This is a genomic window from Microcoleus sp. Pol7_B2 (assembly GCF_036701035.1).
Lineage (GTDB): Bacteria > Cyanobacteriota > Cyanobacteriia > Cyanobacteriales > Microcoleaceae > Microcoleus.
This window is the reverse complement of record NZ_JAUBQB010000003.1, coordinates 48,396-64,320: the sequence shown is the minus strand read 5'-3', so window position 1 is coordinate 64,320 and position 15,925 is coordinate 48,396. Positions and strand designations below refer to the sequence as shown.

Here is a 15,925-nt window from a genome sequence, read left to right as displayed (position 1 = left end):
AAAAATGCCTCAACTAGATATACGCCCGGTTAGGAACAAACAAGAATTAGAAGAGATGTTTTACCAGCGGTGGCTGGTTTTGCGATCGCCTCTAGCAATGGAGATTGGTAGCGAAAGGGATAATCACGAAGATGGTGCTTTGCATTTAATTGCCATGTGCGATCGCAAAATCATTGCTTCAGCCCGACTGCGAAAATTATCCCCAAAATTAGGAAGCATCAGCTACGTTGCCGTCCTTCCTGAATTTCAAAATCAGGGAATTGGCACTAAATTGATTAAACAATTAATAGCAAAAGCTCAGCAAAAAAATATCAAAACTTTGAGACTTATGTCTCGCATTAATGCCATTAAATTTTACCAAAAACTAGGATTTTCCGAACAAGAAAATCCCTTTGAGTACCTGGGAATCCCGCACATATTTATGCAGTTAGAGATTTAATCATCGGCCTATTTAAATTTTACACTCAAGTTTGATGAAATTCTTGTGAGGTGTCCCGCCCGCAAAAAAGAATAATTTAGATGCGGGACAGCCGATCACGTAGTCTCGACCAATTTTGGCAGCGAAACTGAAGGAGAGATTGCCAACTTTAACTCGTCTTTTTTTGTCGAGTAAAAATGGAGATTTTCTACCGAATATTTGACAAATTCTGACTCTTTTTTAGCACCGCAGGAACCTTTGAGTAGAACAGTTTTTGTTTCATCTTTTACCAAATCGGCACGATAAGTGTACGTACCGTCGGCTTTTTCAAAGGTAATTTCAGCTAAAAAAGCATCATTTTCTGTGTCTAAATCGAGAATTTTGCTGGCAACTTTGTAGTTAAACCAATCCCACCCGTAAAGCACGAGCAATTCTCTTTCCAAAACTTGGATAGGATTTGGCAAAATTCCCCAACCACGATAAACTTTATTCAAGCATTCGATATCGCCCGTTCGCGTTAAAATTGATTGGAACGACGCGCGATCGAGATTTCCGTAATATCTGCCATCAGGCAAATCGATCGCAGTCGGTGCAAAGCGGTGTCCGCCAAAGTGACTGGCTCTCCAAACGCGAACATCATTCAATTCTAACTCAGAAGCTAAAGCCGTTGCTTGGGCATAAAAAGGATTGCCGTATCTGGCACAACACATATCGTGACTGCCGTGAGTGCAAACTAAAATATCTCTAGTTTGCTTGTTGTCGGTTTCGCAACCAGCGACTTCTCCAGCTAAATAGCTTTTGATAATTGTCGCTACTTTATCAAAACTATCTACATTAAATTCCTGCTTTTCGTAACCGCCAAAAAGTTCCCGATGTTTATTCTCATAAATCAAAACTTTGCGCTGATTTGAACATTTGGTTCGATCGTTATTTATCAACAAAAATCTGATTTTCTGTTTTGAATGTTCTACTTCCTCTACCAAATCCTTGAGATTTTGGGAAATTTGTTTAGTATTAAACGCTTCAGATTCCCACGGTAAACAACATTCAATTAATATATAGGTTTGGTAATTACTACCGCTGCCAATAATATCCTCTTCAACGCATTTAGAAGCATCAGCACAAAAAAACTTATCCATCATTGTTTAACTCATTGTATGTGTCAGAAATGGCTCTTTTTACAACCCATTTATAATAACTCATGTTCTTCTCCAGTTTTAACCTACAAAAATAATTCCTTCAACTACCAGCTTGGACAAAAGTGGCACTACATCTATTTCCCAATCATAATCCGGCAACCAATCCATAACATCTTCCCCAGTAAAAAACTCCGTACTAAATAAATTGTCCATAAATTTAGCTGTGACTCCTCTCAGGGATACTTCTTTACCTGCAACAACTATTTTGTATCCGCCACCATCAGATAATTCGTGAATTCTCACCCGCTGAAACTTGGAAATTTTAAACTTGGTTTGCACACCATAGGGAAAAATATTGAACCCTGCTTGATGAGGCAAAGAATATTTGGCAACAGGTTTGCCTAAACTGTCCAGATAACTGCTATACTCATCTGCAAGATTTTTACTGTTTGCGTAGCGGTGCAATTCAGCAATTAAACTGTTGACATTTGCATTGATAGAATCTGGGTTTGTTCGTAGCGGTAAACTTTTGCGCCAATCTGATTGTTCGCGCAATTCGCTAACCCACCATTCTAAAAAGTCAATTCCGGTTTTGCAATGTATTCCTAATGTTAAATGCAGCGATGGTTCTTCGCAAGCAACCGCATAATGCCAATGTCCCCGCGGTATGTAAAGCACATCCCCTGGATGTAAAATACAGCTTAAATATGCTTCGGTTTCTGGTGGTGGAAAAGATGAGGATTTTTGATCTTTCAGCGGATACTTAATTGTGTCTTCAAATACATACCATTGCTTGATTCCATCTACTTGCAATATAAAAACTTCGTGGGTGTCGTAGTGGGAGGAAAATCCTTGTTTTTCCGGCCAGGAACAGTAAGCATTTACTTGATTTGCATAACCTAAGTCTGATTTGATGGCCGCAGCAAAGTGAGCGATTTCTGGAATTAGTTTGTGTACTTCATTGATAATTAAAGTGGCTCCCGCTTGGCAGGATTTGATGATGTTTTCATTGGCGCTTTCATCGAGGACTTTTCCTCCTATTGCTAAGCGAATATCGGGATATCTTAGTTGGTGAAAGTTGAGGATGTAGTTTAGTTTTTCCCAGGAAAATAGGTGTGCAAAATTTTTCTTACCTTCGCTGGGGATCAAAACTGCTTTGGTTGTCCAATTGTTGTCTAAAAATTCTTTGAGATTGTATGGTTGCAATAGGTTGGCGATCGATCGCATAATTCTTTATGACAATTTTTCTCAATAAAAATTGGACAAATTAATTTTCCGAGGCAATGCCCCTATAGTTATCCCGCAAGCAAGGAGTACAATCTATTACTTCTTGCTTGGGGATGCGAAGTCTAACAGAAAAGGCTTTTAATTATTCGTTGCTAACATCGTCACCATCAGCATCAACATTCAGATGAGAAGAGATGTTTTTAGCTGTTACCTGCTTGGCAATTTCCTTGACTTCAACTTGAATTTTGCTGGCACGGGATTGTTTGAAAGTCGATCCGTCAATTTGCTTTGACATAAATGTCTCCAAATGTAGTAAACCGATCTAGCTCAGATGTTCCTTAACAATTGTGTTGAGGGTTCAATCTCAAGCTCTAAGTAGCTTAGCATAAAGTCAATAAATTGTGAAGTAGTTAATAAAAATTTTCAATAATATACAAGCGAACTCATCTGCAAAAGTGAGAGAGCAAGTTGAGCCTGAGAGCTGAATTCCTGTTAAAGTAAGAGTTTTAAGGTTTAGCGTATGTGTTCTCGCAGTCAGCGCTCTAAATAAATAGAGGCAGGGAAATGCGATCGCTTGTTGAATATTATTATTAATAAACGAGGATTTGCGAACCGAGGCATCTGCCTTAAGGTAGATTATTTTTTTGAGACTTAGGATTAAAACCAGCTACTATGGTGATCGGTCAGTTATCAGTTGTCAGTAGTAACCACTAACAATTAACAAATAACAATTAACCATTAACCATTAAGCCTTAACAAATGAATCAATATTTTGCTACAGTTGCGCGCGGTTTAGAAACAATTGCCGCCCAAGAATTAGAACGTTTAGGGGCGCAGGATGTCAAGCCAGATTTTACTGGGGTTTACTTTGCGGGCGATCGCGCTTTATTGTACCGCGTCAATCTTTGGTCGAGAACAATTTTTAGAGTGCTAATGCCGATCGCCGAATTCCGGTGTTACAACTCGGATATGCTCTACCGCGAAGTGCAAAAAATCCCTTGGGACGAATACTTATATCCCGACAATACTTTAGCAGTAAACTGCACCGGCGGCAACGAAAAGTTGAACCACACTCACTTTACAGCTTTGCAGGTCAAAAATGCGATCGCCGACCAACAGCGCCTTCAATTTAACAAGCGTTCTAATGTCGATGTAGAGCATCCCGATTTGCTAATTAACATTCACATTCATCAAGATAGAGCTATTTTAAGTTTAGACAGTTCGGGAGGCAGTTTGCACCGCCGGGGATATCGACCGGCGATGGGGCTTGCTCCCCTCAAAGAAACCCTAGCTGCTGCTTTGTTGGAGATGGCAGAATGGACGCCTGATTTGCCGTTTTTAGACCCGATGTGCGGTTCTGGAACTTTGCCTTTGGAAGCGACGTTAAAGGGCTTGAATATTGCACCGGGATTGTTTCGAGAAAAGTTTGGATTTATGAGTTGGCGGGATTTTGACGAACCTTTGTGGGATAAATTGTGGGCAGAAGCGGAAAATAGCGAATTGCCTGAACTCAAAGAGGTGATTGCAGGGTGCGATCGCGATTCCGATATGTTAACTCAAGCTCGCACGAACGCGCAGCAAGCTGGTATTTCCGGTAAGATTCAGTTTGCTCAAACCGAGTTATCTCAGTTGGAAGCACCCGCAGACAGAGGCGTTCTGATTTGCAATCCTCCCTACGGAGAGCGCCTGGGAGATGCTAGCGAATTGGGAGATTTGTACAAAATGTTGGGGGATATTTTCAAGAATCGTTTTAAAGGTTGGAATGCGTTTATTTTGACTGGGAATAAGGAGTTGGGTAAAAAGGTTGGACTCAGGACATCGCGGCGGATTCCGGTTTTTAATGGATCGATTCCGTGTACTTTGCTCAAATATGAACTGTATTAGAGGATCGTAGCAGGGAAAATAGCGGTAATGAGGAAGCTACTGCAAAAGTGGAAAACCAAGAAAGCAGAAGATCGGTGATAAGGCAGAGAGAGGCACTAAGAGTATAGGAAAAAAAGAATATCTGCGGAATTAAATGGCTCAACAATAATCAAATTCAAATACCGACAGGGGAAATTATTTCACCTTGATCGGAGGTGTGTCACCGCTCATCCCTCCAGCGGCAAAAAAGAAACGTGAGCGGAAACAATCTTCCACCCTTCCGGAAACTTCCGCCACATCTGACTCTGCCGCCCCAGCCGCACCACTCCATCCATCACACGGCGGAATTCCAGCGTCACAGCCGCCGTGTCTGCATCGAAAGTCACGACTTGGAGGTTGAACATTTCTCGATCGACATTTACAGGCGATCGTCCTTTGCGAAAAGCCCTCACCTCATCACTCCCGTACAGGTTCTCCGTCACCCCAAACCGCACGACTTCCGGCGCATCCCAGAACAAATTATCGAGAGTTTCAATATCGTTCGTACAAAGAGCTTTTTCATATTTTAAATATAGTTCAGTTAACTCAGCCACCACAGCAGAATCATTGATAACAGTCATAAATTATAGATTTTAAAACTCTTAACTTTCACAAGTTTTGTTGGCAATAAGGACTTTATTCCTTATTGCCAACAAAACTAATTACTGGAAATTAATGCTCAATTTTGAGCGAAATAATCTTGTCACCTTGGCGGATAGCATTGACGACAGACATATCTTCAGTTTTGCCAAAAGTTGTGTGAACTCCATCTAGATGAGACTGTGGAGAATGGCAAATAAAGAATTGGCTGCCACCCGTATCGCGGCCTGCGTGAGCCATCGATAAAGTTCCTGCCAAATGTTTGTTGGAGTTAATTTCGCACTTGATTTTGTAGCCGGGGCCACCCGTTCCATTGCCTTTTGGACAGCCACCTTGAATCATAAAGTTAGGAATGACTCGGTGAAAGGACAATCCATCGTAAAAACCTTTTTCCGCCAAGTCTACAAAATTCTTCACTGTGTTAGGCGCATCCGCATCGAACAATTCCAAATTGATTGTGCCTTTGTCGGTTTCCATAATAGCGCGGGTCATGATTTCTCCTGGCTTCCTAAAATGAGTGTGTTGCCTGCATTTTAATTGCGGACTTCGCTTTTATAACCACAGGTTTCAAACTGTCGTTATATTGTGGCTTTCAGAAGTGTAGCATATTCCCGCAACTCTCATAGGACTTATGTGTGCTTTCTGAGGAAACCCGGTTTATTGCGAGATTTCTGGTTAGCAAAGCCAATATTTTCGGAGACACCGGGTTTGTTACCCTCAGTCATATTTTAATTGTTGGTCGCTTGCGGGTGCTCGGGTTCTTCCTGAATATCGCTCATATTAAAAATGAAAGGAACCCGACTCGATCCTGCGCCCATAACCAGCACTTTTGGCATCTGAGCCCCCCCGCTTCTCCAAGCTTCGATCGCCTCTTTTTGCAAAACTAAATCGCCGCCCTGAGCCTTCAAAGTTTCCGCCAACAGCCTTTGAGCTTCAGCTCTACCTTGAGCGCGGTTAATATCAGCTTGAGCCTGTTGTTCGGCTTCCTGAGCCACATAAACAGCCCTTTGCGCCCGCTGTTCAGCAACCTGTTTCTCCTCAACCGCTTTCGCAAAATCTGCGGAGAATCGAATGTTAACAACGCTCGTATCGAGCACGATTACATCATACTTGGATAGCCTTTCCTTCAGCGCAGTATCAAAGTCTCGCTTCAGTTCACTTCTTTGAGTAATAGATTGTTCGGCAGTTCTCAGTGCAGCGGCTGTTTTAAATGCTTCTTGCGTCTGAGGAGCAATAATTTTTGAAACTATATTCTCCAAAGTTCCTTGAGTCCTTCTGATATCCACTATTTTCTCAGCATCCAGGCGAAAATTGATCGCAAAACTAGCATTTAAATCCTGGAGGTCTTTAGTAGCACTCTGGGCGGGAACTTCAAATTTTTGCACTGTTACATCGTACACATCAACCTTGGATATTAGCGGGGGTCTGAGGTGAAACCCCTCTAACAATGCTCCATCTGTGGCTTTTCCTAAAACGCTAACCACCCCTGCTTCACCTGGATTGATAACGACGAAAGAGTTTAATCCGAGGAGTAGCACACTTACTAATATAATTCCAGCGATTGCTGATGATATGCTTTGGAAACTTTGACTTTTCAACTTACACGCTCCTTTGTGATAATTCCATTATAATGGTTAAATAGATTGGGTCGCCTCTAAAGTCTCAAATCTCAAAGGGATTGGCTGATGGTTAAAATTCTTAAATATCCTCGAACTTATCACATCGAAGGTTCGCGTTTCCAGCCGGGAGATGAAGACCTCGACAGCGTGCCATTTAGCGTTTTGATCGATCGCCCGACAGTGATTGAAGAAAAGGTAGACGGCGCTAATACAGGCATCAGCTTCGCACCCGATGGACAAATGCTGCTGCAAAGTCGCGGCCACTATCTCACCGGCGGGCCGAGGGAAAAACATTTTAACTTATTCAAACAGTGGGCTTTCAGTCTCAGCGGAACCCTGGGAGAAGTGCTGGGAAATCGCTACATTCTTTACGGCGAATGGCTTTATGCGAAACACACTGTTTTTTATGATTTTTTGCCGCACTATTTTATGGAATACGATGTGCTGGACTTAGAAACCAGTCAATTTCTGAGTACAGAATCCCGCCACAAGTTGTTAAGCGGACTGCCGTTAGTGTCCGTTCCCGTGCTATTTTCGGGAATGCTGAAATCGCCCAAGCAAATGATGCAGTTTGTGGAAAAATCTAATTTTATTCAACCGGGACATTTGGATCGGTTGCGTTTGTACTGCGGGGAATTGGGATTAGATGAAGAACGATGCTTGAAAGAGACTGACAAGAGCGATCGCATGGAGGGTCTGTACATTAAAGTCGAAGAAGATGGCATAGTAAAGGCACGTTACAAATACGTGCGTGCCAGTTTTTTGACTGCTATTAAAAATGCAGAAGGACATTGGCTAAATCGCCCCATTATACCCAATATTCTGCGACCCGATGTGAATTTATTTAATTTTAGTTAACCAGCAGGTAAATTTATGAATGCACTGTTATCGCCATTGGCAACTTGGACTTTTCCCTTTTGTCCCGAACCGCCCGATTGGTTCTTAGATTGGGACACCATTCAAAATCATTTTGATTGGATTCAAAACTTAAAAGGCTGTCAGCAAGACCCGATTTATCACGCCGAAGGAGATGTTTTAATTCATACCAGAATGGTCTGCGAAGCATTAATCTCATCCCAAAATTGGCGGCAACTTCCCGAAAAAAAACGATCGATACTTTTTGCCGCCGCTTTGCTGCACGATGTCGCCAAACCAGCCTTTACAAAAATAGAAGCCGACGGCAGAATTAGCTCAAAAGGTCACGCCCGCCAAGGTGCGAGAATGGTCAGACAAATTTTATCCCAATTCGAGCCGCCTGTGCAGTTTGACATTCGCGAAACAGTTGTGGCGATCGTCCAATTCGGCAGTTTACCCATCTGGCTGATCGACAAACCCAACCCCCAGCAGTCTGTAATTAAAGTCAGTCAAGTTGTCCGCTGCGATTTCCTCGCACTTTTAGCCGAAGCAGACGTGCGCGGCCGACAGTGTAGCGACAGACAAGAATTGCTCGATAAAATAGAACTATTTCGGGAGTTTTGTCAAGAAAATAATTGTTTGGATTCTCCCCGACAATTTCCATCAGCACACAGCCGATTTATCTACTTCCGCAAAGACAACGGCAACCCCGATGCTGAAATGTTTGACGATACAAAATGCGAAGTTTTTTTGATGTCGGGATTGCCCGGAAGCGGCAAAGATTATTGGATTAGAGAAAACCTGCCAAATTTGCCTGTGATTTCCTTAGATGCGCTGAGGTTGGAGATGAATATATCGCCGGAAAAAAACCAAAGTGAGGTTGTAGAAAGAGCCAAACAAAGAGCCAAGGAATACTTGCGATCGGGAACTTCTTTTGTGTGGAACGCCACGAATACAACCAAACAAATGCGGCAGCAATTAATTGATTTATTTGCTGCTTACAAAGCGCGAATTCGCATTGTTTACATCGAAGTACCGATCGCAGAAATACAGGATCGCAACCGTTCCCGCACAGCCCCAGTCCCAGAAGCAGTGATTCAAAAATTAGCCGATCGCCTAGATCTTCCAGACATCACAGAAGCACATCAAGTCGAGTGGATTGTAGCCGATCAGGCTACTTTAGGGGCGATGCCCCGCAGTTAGCCATATTACTTCAACGCGCTACCAACTCCTTTTTCCCTAAAATAGAGTCGTCATAATGCGCCAACAAATCAGCCGGGTGATCGTAAATTGCCGCAGCATTTGCCAGCGAAGCATCATCGAAACCTCCGCACCGAAAAGCAATTACTGGCACCCCGCACTTGCCCGCAGCTTCGATATCGTAAGGAGTATCAGCTAACATCACAGTCTGACTCGCTTCCATCTGCAATTTGCTCAAAGCAGCTTCCACAATATCCGGTTCCGGCTTAGAAGCTTCCGCATCACTCGATGTCGCCGCTTGCGCTTGATCCAATAAATCGTCAACTTGTGCAGCTTTCAGCAAACCGGAAAGTTCTTCGGTGGTAGCTGAAGTAGCAATAATTAGCCGCAATCCTTCTTTCTGCATTTTTAACAGCAAATCCCGCGAACCGGGGGTTGGAGAAAGTTCGGGAGCAAAGCGGTTAATAATCAGTTCTTTGCGCCGCTGTGCAATCTTTTTCCCGTCGCCTTCTTCGTCGGAAAGTCCTGATACCATTTTGGGTATAACTTTGTCGCCTCCCATACCAATTAGCGGGCGAATTTTATCGAACGGCACCTCGTAGCCGTAAGCCGCAAATGCCTCTACCCAAGCTTGAGCGTGGGCGTCATTGCTGAGCGTCAGAGTACCATCAATATCGAGAATTACTGCTTGCAATTGCATAACTTATTTGTGGTTAGTGATTAGACTTATTGTCAAAACCTGGTTTGTAGTAAGGACTGAATTCCTTAACTAATTAATTAGCCAATTAGCGAGTAAAGTTCTTACCACTAACCTTTGGTTAGTAGTAAGAACTTTAGTTTTTGTTAGGTTGGGAGTAAGCACTTTAGTCCTTAATTATTTAATTAGTCAATGGTGGACTGGCAAGCTTACTATTAACTTTTTGATTGGCTATTTCATCCCGGTGCCGTGCAATTTGGGTTCGGGCGGCGGCGGTACTGGTTCTGGCCCTAACGGTTGGGGATCGGCTACATATTCAAACTCGCCTTTGCCGTCCATTGATTTGCCTTTCGCCCAGCGTCCCTCGCTACTTTCGGAACCTTCAGAATGATTCCAAAACTGATAAGCAAATTCTGATTTTTCCAACTCCTGCGGGAAGGAACTCGGAACGGGTGTTGTTTCCATTCCCGAACTTTCTAAATCTTCGATCGCCGCCAGCCACAAATTTTGGTGCATCGTGTCGCGGGCGATCATAAAACTCAGGGTGTCTTTCACGCCCGGATCGTCTGACATTTCATACATCCGCACAGCCTGCAATCTTCCTTGCGATTCAGCGTGCAAATTCGAGCGAAAATCTGCTAAAAGATTGCCGCTAGCAACGATATAACGGCCGTTCCAGGGATACCCTACGCTGTCGCTAGGAAGTGCGCCCAAACCCGATACAATTGCGTGCTGCGGATTCATGCTGGCGGCGATCGCATCTCGCGGGCTGTTTCCTCCCATCACAGCACCCACCACAGCATCTTTGAAACCTTCTTCTTGCATAGATACAGGAGCTTTATCTAACAAGTGAGCAATCATAGTTGCTAGCATCTCGATATGCCCGATTTCTTCTGTACCGACATCAAGCAACATATCGCGATATTTTGCTGGGCCTCGGCAGTTCCAACCTTGAAATAGGTACTGCATCATCACGGTCATTTCGCCAAATGTACCGCCAATTAGTTCTTGTATTTTCTTGGCGTAAACGGCATCTGGCTTTTCTGGTCTTTTGTAATACTGTAGTGGCTTCTTATGGTAAAACATGGGGAAGTCCTCCCAGGGTGTTTTGAACAAGTTTCATTATTTGTAACGCTGCCAACGAGCGAGGGGAATCATCTTTTAGTCATAAAGAAATTAAATCAAGCCCGGTTATCTTTATCACTTTAGTTTAATGCGGTTTCTCGCGGTCGCGAACTAAGACTCTCTTAAATTTGGTCGATCGTACATTCTATTTAAACAAACACAGCGCTGTGTCCTCCATGTCTCAAAAAACACGTCAAAACCGCCCTCCGGCAGGGGTATTAACCCCTATTGGAGAGCGGTTTTTCGGGTTTAGCGGACACTTATGTGCTGTGTCCATCCCCCTAGCTTCGAGTCCCCCTCTTGTTAAGCGGGATGGGGAGAATTAGTGGAATCAATGAGTTTGATAATTTTCCTCAGTCCAACAGCGCGGCAGAGCTTCACCGGAAGGAAAGACTAAATTACTTTTTGGAAAAGTTGCTTTCTCTTGCTCTTCTTGACCAGCTTGATTTTTTCCCGGCACTTCATTTTTTGTAGGGCTGATTAAAGCCTCTACATCCAGGATTTCTATCAAGTCGCCTGATTCTTTTTCTTGTAAAAGCATAGTTTTTCCGTGAAGGGTAAATCCGAGTTAGGGTTTGAGGACAATTTTGATGCAGTTGTCTTTTTTGTTGAGGAAAATATCGTAGCCGTGGGGCGCTTCATCCAATTTCATTCGGTGCGTAATTACGAATGATGGGTCAATTTCGCCTTTTTGAACGCGATCGAGCAAAAGCCGCAAATAGCGCTGAACGTGCGTCTGTCCCATTTTCATGGTCAAGGCTTTGTTGAAAGCTGCACCTAATGGCACTTTGTCAACGAAGCCGCCGTAAACGCCGGGAATTGACACTGTACCACCCTTGCGACACGCGAGGATCACTTGTCGCAGGGCCGTAGGTCGATCGCTCTCCAACCGCACGGCTTGCTTGGCTTTGTCGTACAAAGCGTCGAGACCGGTGCCGTGGGCTTCCATCCCTACCGCGTCGATGCAAGAGTCGGGTCCGCGTCCCCCCGTCATTTCGGTGACGGCTTCCCCGGCGTCTATTTCTTCGTAATTGATGATTTCAGCTTTCGCCGCGGCCGCCATTTGCAAGCGTTCCGGTATGCGGTCGATCGCAATTACTCGCTCGGCCCCCAGCATAAACGCGCTTCTGATTGCAAATTGTCCGACCGGCCCACATCCCCAAACAGCTACAGTATCCCCCGGCTGAATGTCGCAGTTTTCGGCCGCCATGTAACCGGTAGGAAAGATATCGGTGAGGAACAATACTTGCTCGTCAGAAAGTCCGTCGGGAATTTTTAAAGGGCCGACATCTGCAAACGGAACCCGCGCGTATTCTGCTTGACCTCCTGCATAGCCGCCCGTTAAATGCGAGTAGCCAAACAGTCCTGCAGGCGAATGACCGAACATTTTTTCAGCCAGCCCAGCATTGGGGTTGGAGTTGTCGCACAGCGACCATAAATCGCGGTTGCAAAAAAAGCAACTGCCGCAAGAAATAGTAAAAGGAATGACGACGCGATCGCCCTTTTTTAAGTTCTTGACTTCGCTACCGAGTTCGACTACTTCCCCCATGAATTCGTGACCCAGAATGTCGCCGGATTGCATTGTCGGGATGAAGCCATTGTAGAGGTGCAAATCTGAGCCGCAGATTGCTGTAGACGTGATTTTAACTATCGCATCGCGCTGATTGATAATTGTTGGGTCTGGTACATTATCAACGCGCACATCCTTTGCTCCGTGCCAGCAAAGAGCTTTCATTATTTCGTTCTCCTCTAGTTAACTACTAGCGAGCATATTTTTTATGCTAAATCATACCTTTACTAAGCTGAGAAATTACTCGCTTGAATGTTGTTAATCTTAAGCATATAAAATATTTAATCTCTCTATCGTAGGTATAATATATAAATCTATCTTCCGGCTGTTTTCAATAACGAAAATGTAAAGTTTATGCCCCTAAAGTGCGGGAAATTTTACATTCTTCCGTTAACCGCCAACAGTTATAGCAACCGCGCCCGACGGTTAGGACATTCTTAATTGCTAAAATCCTTAGAAAAGATTGCAACTTCGGTCTTCGCTCAACATCTGCAAGAACAGCTAATAACGAGATGGATGAGGTTGTTTTTGTCGATCGGCGATCGCTTTTATCTCACAACAAATAAAGCTTCTCACTTAATCTCACTAAAGCCGATGTCCTGGCTCACTTTAGATAAAGAGCGACCGAAAACTTATCAAGTAAAAGCGGGTTGATCGATTATTAAGTAGGGTGCATGACTTTTGTATCGCTCCATACTCCACCTGAATCTGGAGAATCACGCACCCTGCTTAAGGATGATTAATAGTCAAATATTGTATCATTAGTTATAACTAAAAGCCGAGCTTGCGGTAAAGTTGTTAAAGATTAAAATTTATCGATCGCCTTTTATGCCTTACACTGCATCTACCCCAACAGACCCCAATCAAGCCAACATCCGCAATGCCGACCACCGCCTACTAGAATTCACCAAGCTAACTCCGATGATGCAGCGGTATGTGGAAGTGAAAGAACAGTATCCCCACGCACTTTTATTGTTTAGAGTCGGAGATTTCTTTGAGTGTTTTTTCCAAGATGCAGTTACGATTTCACGGGAATTAGAACTTGTTTGTACTAGCAAAGAAAGCGGCAAGGAAATCGGCAGAGTGCCGATGACAGGAGTGCCGCACCACGCCCTAGACCGCTACACGTCAATGTTAGTAGAAAAAGGCTATGCTGTGGTAGTTTGCGACCAAGTTGAAGATGCCTCAATTGCTGCTAAAGAAGGCCGCCAAGTCAAGCGAGAAATTACCCGCATTCTCACTCCCGGAACTTTGACTGATGACGGAATGCTCAAACCCAGACAAAATAATTTTTTAGCAGCAGTCGTCATTGCTGGGGAACATTGGGGATTGGCTTATACAGATATTTCTACGGGAGAATTCGTCACTACCCAAGCAGACAGTTTAGAACAATTAACCCTAGAATTGCTGCGCTTGCAGCCTTCGGAAGTCTTGGTGCCGACTAATGCGCCGGATTTGGTGACTATGTTGAGGCCTGGAGAGAAATCCGAGCATTTGCCCGATTGTTTGCCGAATTCGTTTTGCTATTCTTTGCGATCGCAAATTCCGTTTAGTTTGTCCGAAGCAAAACAGAGAATCCTGCAAAAGTTCAAAGTGCGATCGCTCGAAGGTATGGGATGCGGACACCTTTCCCTCGCAGTGCGCGCCGCCGGCGGTTTGTTGCAATATCTCGAAGAAACTCAAAAGGAAAAAGCAGTTTCTTTGCAAAGATTGCACACTTACACTCTCACCGATTTTCTCATACTCGACTACCAAACCCGCCGCAATCTCGAAATTACTCAAACAGTGAGAGATGGAGTTTTTCACGGTTCGCTGCTGTGGGCTATAGACAAAACCAGCACCGCAATGGGAGGCCGCGCTTTGCGCCGCTGGGTGCTGCAACCTTTGCTCAGCATTAAAGGCATTTGCGCCCGACACGACACGATTCAAGAATTAGTAGAAAATAACGCCCTGCGCCAAGATTTGCAGCAGTTGCTGCGCCAAATTTACGACATCGAAAGACTGACAGGCCGCGCTGGTTCTGGAACAGCTAGCGCGCGGGATTTGGTCGCTTTAGCTGATTCTCTCGGAAAACTGCCGGCATTAGCCTCGATCGCAGCCCAAGGGATCTCGCCCTATTTAAAAGCACTGCAAAATGTACCGCCAATTTTAGAAGAATTAGCAACTAAAATTCACGCTCATTTAGTTGATGAACCGCCGATTCATTTAAAAGAAGGTGGTTTGATTCGACCGGGAATCAATCCCATGCTAGATGAAATGCGCCACACTGCATCCGCCGACCAAGAATGGATTGCAAATTTAGAAGCAACAGAGAGAAAACGTACCGGGATTTCTAATTTAAAAGTAGGCTACAATAAAGCTTTCGGCTATTACATCAGCATTACCAAATCGAAAGTAGACCAAGTGCCGAAGGACTACACCCGCAAGCAAACTCTCACCAATGAAGAACGTTATAGCACTGAAGAATTAAAAGAAAGGGAAGTGCGAATTCTGACAGCGCGGGAAGATTTAAATCAATTGGAATACGATATTTTTGCTCAAGTGCGATCGGAGGTAGGAGAACACGCCGAAATTATTCGCAACGTTTCCCGCGCCGTGGCGGCGGTCGATGTTTTGTGCGGTTTGTCAGAAGTAGCAGTTTACCAGAATTACTGCCGCCCGACTATGACAGAAAGTCGGGAAATTAAAATTATTGAAGGTTGTCATCCTGTGGTGGAAAAGTCTTTGCCGCCGGGATTTTTTGTACCTAATTCTGCTTTTTTGGGTCGGGAAGACTCGCTAAACCGCCCAGATTTAATTATTTTAACCGGGCCGAATGCTAGTGGCAAAAGCTGCTACTTGCGGCAGGTGGGTTTGATCCAGTTAATGGCGCAGATGGGCAGTTTTGTGCCGGCGAAAGCGGCGAGTTTGGGAATTTGCGATCGCATTTTTACCCGCGTCGGCGCAGTAGACGATTTGGCAACTGGTCAGTCTACGTTTATGGTTGAAATGAACGAAACTGCAAATATTCTCAATCACGCCACGCCGCAATCATTAGTTTTGTTAGATGAAATTGGCAGGGGAACGGCGACCTTTGACGGACTTTCGATTGCTTGGTCTGTGGCAGAATATTTAGCAACTGAGATTCGGGCGCGGACAATTTTTGCGACTCACTATCACGAATTGAATGAGTTAGCTTCTATTTTAGATAATGTCGCAAATTATCAGGTGACAGTTAAAGAATTGCCCGATCAAATCGTATTTTTGCACCAAGTTCAGGCGGGAGGTGCGGACAAATCTTACGGAATTGAAGCGGGGAGATTGGCAGGTTTGCCGCCGTCGGTGATTGACAGGGCGAGACAGGTGATGAAGCAGATTGAGAAACATAGCAAAATTGCGATCGGGCTGCGGAAAGGTGTTAAAAAAAATGGTAGAAAAGAGTCGGAGGGCGAACAGTTGGATATTTTTGATGATTAAAACTTTAAGTTGATAAAAAAGTGGGTAGATGCGTAGGGTGCGTCAGATCGTCCAAACCTATTAAAATCGAAAGTATCGATGTCTGACGCACCCTACAACTGCGACACTTGCCTCTGC

General features: G+C 44.2%; 15 protein-coding genes. 5 read left to right on the top strand and 10 right to left on the bottom strand.

Annotated features, from left to right (window positions below; translation table 11 throughout):
• The first annotated feature begins 4 nt into the window (after positions 1-4).
• Positions 5-439, top strand: coding sequence for a GNAT family N-acetyltransferase (locus QUA57_RS02040; RefSeq protein ID WP_333059152.1), 435 nt, complete (start codon positions 5-7; stop codon positions 437-439).
• Between the two features lie 95 nt (positions 440-534).
• Here the strand turns inward: QUA57_RS02040 and QUA57_RS02035 are convergent, their stop codons facing one another.
• The 3 genes from QUA57_RS02035 to QUA57_RS02025 form a co-directional block, all read right to left on the bottom strand.
• Positions 535-1,560, bottom strand: a complete 1,026-nt coding sequence (locus QUA57_RS02035) for a sucrase ferredoxin (RefSeq protein WP_333059150.1) — start codon at positions 1,558-1,560, stop codon at positions 535-537.
• Between the two features lie 75 nt (positions 1,561-1,635).
• Complete coding sequence (locus QUA57_RS02030) at positions 1,636-2,784, bottom strand: JmjC domain-containing protein (protein WP_333059148.1); 1,149 nt, start codon at positions 2,782-2,784, stop codon at positions 1,636-1,638.
• Positions 2,785-2,926: 142 nt separating this feature from the next.
• Entirely contained in the window at positions 2,927-3,079 is a 153-nt protein-coding gene (locus tag QUA57_RS02025; RefSeq protein ID WP_242724717.1) for a hypothetical protein, read from the bottom strand.
• A gap of 464 nt (positions 3,080-3,543) precedes the next feature.
• On the opposite strand from QUA57_RS02025, the gene QUA57_RS02020 reads away from it, so the two are divergent.
• Positions 3,544-4,668, top strand: a complete 1,125-nt coding sequence (locus tag QUA57_RS02020; RefSeq protein WP_333059145.1) for a THUMP domain-containing protein — start codon at positions 3,544-3,546, stop codon at positions 4,666-4,668.
• Positions 4,669-4,874: 206 nt separating this feature from the next.
• Here QUA57_RS02020 and hpxZ read toward each other — a convergent pair whose 3' ends face one another.
• The 3 genes from hpxZ to QUA57_RS02005 all read right to left on the bottom strand — a co-directional run bounded on the left by hpxZ (position 4,875) and on the right by QUA57_RS02005 (position 6,884).
• Positions 4,875-5,267: an oxalurate catabolism protein HpxZ gene (gene hpxZ / locus QUA57_RS02015; RefSeq protein WP_333059143.1), complete on the bottom strand. Its 393-nt coding sequence runs from the start codon at positions 5,265-5,267 to the stop codon at positions 4,875-4,877.
• A gap of 91 nt (positions 5,268-5,358) precedes the next feature.
• Positions 5,359-5,778 (bottom strand): peptidylprolyl isomerase, encoded by a 420-nt coding sequence (locus tag QUA57_RS02010; RefSeq protein WP_190732048.1) that lies wholly within the window; start codon positions 5,776-5,778, stop codon positions 5,359-5,361.
• Positions 5,779-6,014: 236 nt separating this feature from the next.
• The gene (locus tag QUA57_RS02005; RefSeq protein WP_333059140.1) at positions 6,015-6,884 is read right to left on the bottom strand and encodes a prohibitin family protein; all 870 of its coding nucleotides are present in this window, start codon (positions 6,882-6,884) and stop codon (positions 6,015-6,017) included.
• Between the two features lie 87 nt (positions 6,885-6,971).
• Between QUA57_RS02005 and QUA57_RS02000 the strand changes: the two genes are divergently transcribed.
• Both QUA57_RS02000 and QUA57_RS01995 read left to right on the top strand, forming a co-directional pair.
• Positions 6,972-7,763, top strand: a complete 792-nt coding sequence (locus tag QUA57_RS02000; RefSeq protein ID WP_333059138.1) for an RNA ligase family protein — start codon at positions 6,972-6,974, stop codon at positions 7,761-7,763.
• A gap of 15 nt (positions 7,764-7,778) precedes the next feature.
• Positions 7,779-8,963: an AAA family ATPase gene (locus tag QUA57_RS01995; RefSeq protein WP_333059137.1), complete on the top strand. Its 1,185-nt coding sequence runs from the start codon at positions 7,779-7,781 to the stop codon at positions 8,961-8,963.
• 10 nt (positions 8,964-8,973) lie between these two features.
• On the opposite strand, the gene QUA57_RS01990 is transcribed toward QUA57_RS01995, so the two are convergent.
• The 4 genes from QUA57_RS01990 to QUA57_RS01975 all read right to left on the bottom strand — a co-directional run bounded on the left by QUA57_RS01990 (position 8,974) and on the right by QUA57_RS01975 (position 12,517).
• Positions 8,974-9,660: an HAD family hydrolase gene (locus tag QUA57_RS01990; protein ID WP_333059136.1), complete on the bottom strand. Its 687-nt coding sequence runs from the start codon at positions 9,658-9,660 to the stop codon at positions 8,974-8,976.
• 228 nt (positions 9,661-9,888) lie between these two features.
• The gene (locus tag QUA57_RS01985) at positions 9,889-10,743 is read right to left on the bottom strand and encodes a manganese catalase family protein (protein WP_333059134.1); all 855 of its coding nucleotides are present in this window, start codon (positions 10,741-10,743) and stop codon (positions 9,889-9,891) included.
• Between the two features lie 370 nt (positions 10,744-11,113).
• Positions 11,114-11,323, bottom strand: a complete 210-nt coding sequence (locus tag QUA57_RS01980; RefSeq protein ID WP_333059133.1) for an acetyltransferase — start codon at positions 11,321-11,323, stop codon at positions 11,114-11,116.
• Positions 11,324-11,350: 27 nt separating this feature from the next.
• Positions 11,351-12,517 (bottom strand): zinc-dependent alcohol dehydrogenase, encoded by a 1,167-nt coding sequence (locus tag QUA57_RS01975; RefSeq protein WP_333059132.1) that lies wholly within the window; start codon positions 12,515-12,517, stop codon positions 11,351-11,353.
• Between the two features lie 663 nt (positions 12,518-13,180).
• Between QUA57_RS01975 and mutS the strand changes: the two genes are divergently transcribed.
• Complete coding sequence (mutS, locus tag QUA57_RS01970; protein WP_333059256.1) at positions 13,181-15,808, top strand: DNA mismatch repair protein MutS; 2,628 nt, start codon at positions 13,181-13,183, stop codon at positions 15,806-15,808.
• The last annotated feature ends 117 nt before the right edge of the window (positions 15,809-15,925 follow it).

Excerpts from the sequence above, each read along its gene's own strand:
- QUA57_RS02020 (WP_333059145.1), top strand. The coding sequence starts at position 3,544 with ATGAATCAATATTTTGCTACAGTTGCGCGCGGTTTAGAAACAATTGCC.
- QUA57_RS02010 (WP_190732048.1), bottom strand. The coding sequence starts at position 5,778 with ATGACCCGCGCTATTATGGAAACCGACAAAGGCACAATCAATTTGGAA.
- QUA57_RS01990 (WP_333059136.1), bottom strand. The coding sequence starts at position 9,660 with ATGCAATTGCAAGCAGTAATTCTCGATATTGATGGTACTCTGACGCTC.
- QUA57_RS01985 (WP_333059134.1), bottom strand. The coding sequence starts at position 10,743 with ATGTTTTACCATAAGAAGCCACTACAGTATTACAAAAGACCAGAAAAG.
- mutS (WP_333059256.1), top strand. The coding sequence starts at position 13,181 with ATGCCTTACACTGCATCTACCCCAACAGACCCCAATCAAGCCAACATC.
- QUA57_RS02025 (WP_242724717.1), bottom strand. The coding sequence starts at position 3,079 with ATGTCAAAGCAAATTGACGGATCGACTTTCAAACAATCCCGTGCCAGC.
- hpxZ (WP_333059143.1), bottom strand. The coding sequence starts at position 5,267 with ATGACTGTTATCAATGATTCTGCTGTGGTGGCTGAGTTAACTGAACTA.
- QUA57_RS01995 (WP_333059137.1), top strand. The coding sequence starts at position 7,779 with ATGAATGCACTGTTATCGCCATTGGCAACTTGGACTTTTCCCTTTTGT.
- QUA57_RS02040 (WP_333059152.1), top strand. The coding sequence starts at position 5 with ATGCCTCAACTAGATATACGCCCGGTTAGGAACAAACAAGAATTAGAA.
- QUA57_RS02000 (WP_333059138.1), top strand. The coding sequence starts at position 6,972 with ATGGTTAAAATTCTTAAATATCCTCGAACTTATCACATCGAAGGTTCG.
- QUA57_RS01980 (WP_333059133.1), bottom strand. The coding sequence starts at position 11,323 with ATGCTTTTACAAGAAAAAGAATCAGGCGACTTGATAGAAATCCTGGAT.
- QUA57_RS02030 (WP_333059148.1), bottom strand. The coding sequence starts at position 2,784 with ATGCGATCGATCGCCAACCTATTGCAACCATACAATCTCAAAGAATTT.
- QUA57_RS02035 (WP_333059150.1), bottom strand. The coding sequence starts at position 1,560 with ATGATGGATAAGTTTTTTTGTGCTGATGCTTCTAAATGCGTTGAAGAG.
- QUA57_RS01975 (WP_333059132.1), bottom strand. The coding sequence starts at position 12,517 with ATGAAAGCTCTTTGCTGGCACGGAGCAAAGGATGTGCGCGTTGATAAT.